9 protein-coding genes are annotated in these 5,351 nt (G+C 58.0%); 4 read left to right on the top strand and 5 right to left on the bottom strand.

Annotation, left to right across the window (positions count from 1 at the left end):
- The first annotated feature begins 162 nt into the window (after window positions 1–162).
- On the top strand, window positions 163–351 hold the full coding sequence (locus EWE75_RS23660) for a hypothetical protein (protein WP_130160505.1): 189 nt from the start codon (window positions 163–165) through the stop codon (window positions 349–351).
- Between the two features lie 236 nt (window positions 352–587).
- Here the strand turns inward: EWE75_RS23660 and EWE75_RS23655 are convergent, their stop codons facing one another.
- Genes EWE75_RS23655 through EWE75_RS23645 form a run of 3 tightly spaced genes read right to left on the bottom strand, consistent with a single transcriptional unit; the run spans window position 588 to window position 2,106 of the window.
- A complete protein-coding gene (locus EWE75_RS23655) occupies window positions 588–1,508 on the bottom strand; it encodes an alpha/beta fold hydrolase (RefSeq protein WP_231708544.1) in 921 nt (306 codons plus the stop codon).
- Window positions 1,505–1,711 carry a helix-turn-helix transcriptional regulator gene (locus EWE75_RS23650; protein WP_130160504.1) on the bottom strand — a complete coding sequence of 69 codons (207 nt, stop codon included), beginning with the start codon at window positions 1,709–1,711 and terminating at the stop codon, window positions 1,505–1,507. The genes EWE75_RS23655 and EWE75_RS23650 overlap by 4 nt, the downstream gene beginning before the upstream one ends.
- Complete coding sequence (locus tag EWE75_RS23645) at window positions 1,708–2,106, bottom strand: hypothetical protein (protein ID WP_130160503.1); 399 nt, start codon at window positions 2,104–2,106, stop codon at window positions 1,708–1,710. The genes EWE75_RS23650 and EWE75_RS23645 overlap by 4 nt, the downstream gene beginning before the upstream one ends.
- 440 nt (window positions 2,107–2,546) lie before the next feature.
- Between EWE75_RS23645 and EWE75_RS23640 the strand changes: the two genes are divergently transcribed.
- From EWE75_RS23640 to EWE75_RS23630, 3 genes are all read left to right on the top strand, one after another.
- Window positions 2,547–2,819: a hypothetical protein gene (locus tag EWE75_RS23640; protein ID WP_130160502.1), complete on the top strand. Its 273-nt coding sequence runs from the start codon at window positions 2,547–2,549 to the stop codon at window positions 2,817–2,819.
- Between the two features lie 103 nt (window positions 2,820–2,922).
- On the top strand, window positions 2,923–3,237 hold the full coding sequence (locus tag EWE75_RS23635) for a hypothetical protein (protein WP_130160501.1): 315 nt from the start codon (window positions 2,923–2,925) through the stop codon (window positions 3,235–3,237).
- A 401-nt stretch (window positions 3,238–3,638) separates the two neighbouring features.
- Window positions 3,639–3,920, top strand: coding sequence for a hypothetical protein (locus EWE75_RS23630; protein ID WP_130160500.1), 282 nt, complete (start codon window positions 3,639–3,641; stop codon window positions 3,918–3,920).
- 28 nt (window positions 3,921–3,948) lie between these two features.
- On the opposite strand, the gene EWE75_RS23625 is transcribed toward EWE75_RS23630, so the two are convergent.
- Complete coding sequence (locus tag EWE75_RS23625) at window positions 3,949–4,389, bottom strand: hypothetical protein (RefSeq protein WP_130160499.1); 441 nt, start codon at window positions 4,387–4,389, stop codon at window positions 3,949–3,951.
- A gap of 296 nt (window positions 4,390–4,685) precedes the next feature.
- Window positions 4,686–5,102 (bottom strand): hypothetical protein, encoded by a 417-nt coding sequence (locus EWE75_RS23620; RefSeq protein ID WP_130160498.1) that lies wholly within the window; start codon window positions 5,100–5,102, stop codon window positions 4,686–4,688.
- Window positions 5,103–5,351 lie beyond the last annotated feature (249 nt).

The following is a 5,351-nucleotide window of genomic DNA, read 5'->3' as shown; positions in this document are numbered from 1 at the left end:
GTGCACCTGAAACACGTTCTTCGCGAGATCCAAACCAATCGTCGTTACGTTCCCCATCGTGGCTCTCCTTCCGACTCATCCGCAGATCATCCTGCGGAAGGGGTGGAGAGCCGTCCACGTCATCACTTGCCGACGTAGCGAGCGCCGACATAGGTTCCGGCAATGACACGCAACAACGCTCTCGTTTTCGCAACTATCCTCGCGATTGGTGTCGTAACTATGCTGTTCAGGGGCGAAGCAGCCGCAGGGGAAGGCCTTGGCAGAAAGACGGAGCCGCTCGGCTATTGGTTCATCGTCGTTGCCGCAAGCGTTGGTGTTGTCGCCATGCTCGTTGCAGCGTGGTTGCTGTAGGTCCGCTTGCCACCAATTTTCCCCGTCACCGCTGGCGATCGGCGTCCGGTCAAAGCGACCCGTCGGCAGACGTCCCATTTGCGGACGTATGGCCTCGCCCCGCTTAGGTGTCGTCGGTTCCTCAAAAGCGTCCGGCTCGTATGGCTTCTTCACCGGTAGCCGGCGCCCTGGGTCGCATGGGCGCCGGCTCAGTGGCTCAGTGGCTCAGTGGCTCAGTGGGTCAGTGGGTCAGTGGGTCAGTGGGTCAGAAACGTTTCCAACGCCTGCTGGAACAGTGCTGGCTGGTCAAGCATCACGAAATGCGCGGAGTCGCCCACGGCCACGTAGGTGACGTGCGGAGCGGTGCCATAAGCCGACTTGTACAGCGCTCCAACCATCGCCTCGGGCCGGTTGGTCACATCCCACGGATAGACCAGGGTAATCGGCGTGGTGATGCTCGGCATAACGGGGCGCAGGTCGGTGGTGAGGTCCTCATACATCGCGGCGCCACTGACGCGCGGGTCGGCCGCTGCCATCCACGCCTTCACTTTGGTCCGCGAGCCGGGCTTTAGCGCGAGCCCGTTGGCGACCGCCTCGGTGCCGGAGGTATCGGCGGGCTTGCCATATTGGGCGATCATCTGGTCGCGCATTGCGCGCCCGCGCGGTTCGATCATCGCGACCGTCGCGGTCGGGCCGAACAGCATGCCGTAGAAGGGCAGCGAATCGACAACCATCAACCGGCTGAGCTGATCGGGATGGGCCTTTGCAAACATCAGCCCGACGAGCCCGCCGAGCGAATGGCCCACGATCGCCGGCTGGCCGAGCTTGTTGGTGGCGATGTAGCCCGACAGGTCGCTGACCACGCCGTCGAGGATGCCGGGCTTGAGGTTGCCCCCCGGCGCATCACCGCCGAAGCCGTTGATCTGGACGAGATAGACGCGGTGCGACTTAGCGAGCGCGGGCACCACCTCGTCCCACGTCGCGCGCGGCGACGACAGGCCGGGGATGAGGATGACGGGCGAGCCCTTGCCGGTGACGGCCACCGAAATGTGGTCGAGCCGGGTCTCGGCCGACACCGCGGCCGCAGCAGGCGCACAGTGCGCGGCTTGGGTGTGCAGAACCAACAGGGGCGTGATCGCGGCGGCGAGCAAGCGCAAGGGCAGGTGGCTGATCATCATAGTGTCTCCTTGGTTGGACTGACGAAAATGGCTTCGATGGGTCGCTCGAACAGTTCGGCAATGCGGAAGGCGAGCGGGAGCGAGGGGTCGTAGCGGCCGGTCTCGATCGCGTTGACGCTCTGGCGGGAGACCTCCAGCCGGTCGGCCAGGTCACCCTGGCTCCAGCTGCGCTCGGCGCGCAGCACCTTGAGGCAGTTGTTCATGCGCGGCGCTCCCACCAGCGGTTCACGCAAGAACCGAGCCCGAGACCACCGAACCAGAGCACCGCGACGTAATAGCCATCTGCATGGCCGATGAGGTCGAAGCTCTCCAGAAAGCCCCAGACGGTGGCGACCGTCAGGGCAAAGCCGGTTGCCACCAGCGTCTGCCGGATGAGCAGCATCCGCTGATATTCATCGGTCTCCTCGGCAATGAAGCGGCCGATCGCGGCGAATATGCCGATGATGGGCAAAGCCGGCAGCAACGCGGCGGGATAGGCGATAGGGCCACCCAACAGGTTGCGCTTGAAGAGGATCGAGATGCCGAGCAGCAGAACGACATAGGCGCCGCTCAGCCACAGGACGGAGCGATTGTAGCGGCGGGCAGCGACACTTCTCACGTAAAGGTTCCTTTCGAATAAGTGAAGGAAGCTTTACATGGAAAGCATGCTTTACGTCAAGCGTGCTTTCCATGTGACGCGCCGGAAGCCGACTGGCAGGTAGCGAGACGGAAAGCAGCCCGGCGGGAGCCGCCCAATTGTCGCCGTTCCTGTTTTTCGGTAAACTGGTTAAATGCGGACGATCATCACCGACAGGTATGCAGCGAAAGTTTGGTTGCCGTGCATCATCGGTAGCTTTGGTCTCGCGTTTTGGTTTTTCGATCCGTCAGCCTCGAAGCGAGGCGTCATTTTTGCGTTGCTATGGTTCGTGATCGCGGGTGCAGCTTGCTGGGAACGCCAACGCAAACCCCGCCATCTACGGTAACATGACGACTGCTGCCGCCCCAGTTGTGGATGTTCATGACCAATGCTAGCCATTCGAATGGCTTGGGAGTCTCGTGATGGCTGATATCTTTGCGGATTGTGGCGTTCCGGTTATCTTCCTGCTCTTAGCTGTTGGTAGGCTTAACCTGATTTCTGATCTTACAGTTCGTATATCGGCTGGGTGCTTAGCAGCCCTCTACCTGTTCAGCCTTTTCCGGCCGATTCACCTCTACGTGCCTTCCGGATCGGCACCTTATATTATTGTTTTTTTCGCTATCATCACAATTTTTGGCGGAGCGGCCCTCGTTTTCGGGGTAGGCCAAACTCGTGATGAGAGACGACGGACTTAGCATCGTCCGCTGTCCACCACTTTTCACCCTTCTCGACCCCGTCGCGATCGAATGCCGGCTCCCGCCCATTTCCAGACATTCCGCTTGCCGTTACCGTGGGCAAATGAGCTTCTTTGTCTATCACCGCTCCGGAGCGTGCGAGAACGATCCGCCGCTTTCGATTTTCGCCCGGCTCCTCGACGAGCTTGAGGAGCGTCTAAATGATGAAGAGCACACTTCGGTATCAGTGATACACGAGAGCGAATGGGGCCTCAGTTGCTATCGCGACGGCTATGTGACCTATGAGCATGTCGAGGGGAATGGCGAGCCGCGAAACATGCGTGGCCAGTCACGGAACAAGCTCGTTGCCCTGATGGAGAGCCTCGCAAGCGGTGATCTTGCTGCACTGGAAAATGAACCTTGGCAGGCGGGCTACTAACGTCCTCTTTCCACCAGTTTTCCCGGTTGCCGCTGGCGATCGGCGTCGGATCAAATCGGCCTGCCGGCAGCCGCCTATTTTCTACTCCCCCTTCAACGAAATCACGGCGTACCTACCCGATGCAACGCATGTAGTTGCACCAACACCGATCCTTTTAATGAGTTTGATTTCAGCGCGAACTTTCCTACGACAATGACTGTACATTCCGGTGTCACTTATCATTTCATAGGTATCCTTAGGACAAACTTTGTCCAAGTCACCTATTGCCGCTTCATCAAATTCGAGCTTGTATACGTCTTTCGAGTACGCATCTCGTATTATCCATCCTTGAAAGCCATACTGGCTGAGCACACCAATATTAGACTGTGATACGCTCATGTTGCAGTGATCGTGGACAATGTATGCGTATCGGTCATTATCGTAACCTGCTTTATGGGCATCAGAGCAGCATGCCGTTCGAAGGCACAACAACAGCATCCCAGTATTTTGAAAATTCAGATGCATACGCTTTTCTGATCACCCTGATGTCTTTTATCACGGTATTTTTTGCGAAATACCGATATACAGCATCCCGAATTCAACAAGAACGCCGCAATATTGTTCGAATTTGTCACCCGTGTGTCGCCCGAACGGAACGGCGGCTTCCACCACTTTTCGCCCTTCTCGACCCCTTCGCGATCTGATGACGGCGCCCGCCCCAAAAGCCGCCATTTAACGGCGCCAATGTTGCGGCCGAGATCGGACCTGGACACCATCCGGCTCCGCACCAGCACTTCGCTCAAGCTCTTCCAGCTTAGTTAAGGCTGGGCCGTAATAGGGATCAAAATCACGGCATTTTTCGTCGTTAACCTGAATATATTCTACGCGTTCAATCGCTTCTATTATCTCTTTGCTCTTACCTCGCTTAATCAGTCGTTTGAGCAAACGATCCTGTCTGTCTGACAGCATCAGATCCAAATTCTCTGCCGACCTACCCCCCTCAGCGAAGTAAGTGTCGCGCAGCTCCAGCGGCCGAGATTTATCGAGGATGAGGCATTGACGATATTCGTCAGAGAGTTGGAAAAGCTCACCCAGCAGACGCGCTGTGTTCGGCGCTTCGCTCGCCGTCAACAATGGCTGACTTGCCAGCACCATAATCATCAATGCAATCATGCCGTCCCGTGTACTGCGATCCGCTAGCCCGCTCAAGCGCCCCGCCCGAAGCCTCTCACGACATTATCGTTCCGCTTAGTGTGTCATTTCGCCCTCAACCCGAACCGATCCCTAGTACGTGGACGTTGCTGGGCAAGGCTGAAGCGTATGGCAGTTCACCACCAATTTTCCGCCTTCCGACCGCGAAAATGCGGTCGCTCTGCCTGAAGTCGACCGGCAACTATCGGGCGGGGAAACGGCTCGGCAGCAGTCGCCCAGAAGCGGACTTCAAAATCCGTCTCACGGGCAGTAGGCGGCTACATTGCCATCCTCAAAAAGAGCTGTTGTTCTGCCGATCGGGCATCGCTCGCCAGCGTCTTCATGGTCTTCAGGGGTTCAATCAAGTCCAGCCCGGAGACACGGTGATACGAAAGTTCCTCCGATCGCGCCCACCGATCCGCTGCTTCAGAAAAGCTGTCCTCGGTTAGTTCATCTAAACGAATGACAAGCTCATCAGGTATCGCAAAGACCCAAGGCCCCTCGGGCGATCCCATCGCGACTAAAAACTCTTCTCCAGCTAGGCGCGAAGCATCCGCGTTTTGATCTACAGCTTTCCACAACGCGGCAAGAACTGAGTTATCAACATTGTTCGTGCGGTGGTTGGGCGTGCGAGCCATGTCCGTGGAGAGAGCGACACCATCGTCAGCAGGGCCTAAAAAGAAGTCCGTCAGCAAAGCTCGCTCCTCGGTTTACGTCACTCAGGCTGATATCGAAGCCCAAAAGCCGACCGTCTGCAACCCACCAGATCGCGGCGTTCGCGACCGCCGAGGCGGATAGACGGCTCGCGCCCCAATGCACGAACATGACGTAATCGCGGGAGCGGTGGCCACGAAATGCGGTGGCGATGTTCGAAGGCCTAGTCGGGTGGCTGCCCCCCGATAAGATGAAGTTACGGGCTCACGATCGGCACCGGGCCCAGGCAT

Origin of the sequence: Sphingomonas populi, from assembly GCF_004208535.1 — a bacterium.
Classification (GTDB): Bacteria; Pseudomonadota; Alphaproteobacteria; order Sphingomonadales; family Sphingomonadaceae; genus Sphingomonas; species Sphingomonas populi.
This window is presented reverse-complemented; position numbering and strand designations above follow the sequence as displayed.

Coding starts and splice junctions, on each gene's coding strand:
- EWE75_RS23660 (WP_130160505.1), top strand. CDS start 163: ATGACACGCAACAACGCTCTCGTTTTCGCAACTATCCTCGCGATTGGT.
- EWE75_RS23655 (WP_231708544.1), bottom strand. CDS start 1,508: ATGATGATCAGCCACCTGCCCTTGCGCTTGCTCGCCGCCGCGATCACG.
- EWE75_RS23650 (WP_130160504.1), bottom strand. CDS start 1,711: ATGAACAACTGCCTCAAGGTGCTGCGCGCCGAGCGCAGCTGGAGCCAG.
- EWE75_RS23640 (WP_130160502.1), top strand. CDS start 2,547: ATGGCTGATATCTTTGCGGATTGTGGCGTTCCGGTTATCTTCCTGCTC.
- EWE75_RS23635 (WP_130160501.1), top strand. CDS start 2,923: ATGAGCTTCTTTGTCTATCACCGCTCCGGAGCGTGCGAGAACGATCCG.
- EWE75_RS23630 (WP_130160500.1), top strand. CDS start 3,639: ATGCGTATCGGTCATTATCGTAACCTGCTTTATGGGCATCAGAGCAGC.
- EWE75_RS23625 (WP_130160499.1), bottom strand. CDS start 4,389: ATGATTGCATTGATGATTATGGTGCTGGCAAGTCAGCCATTGTTGACG.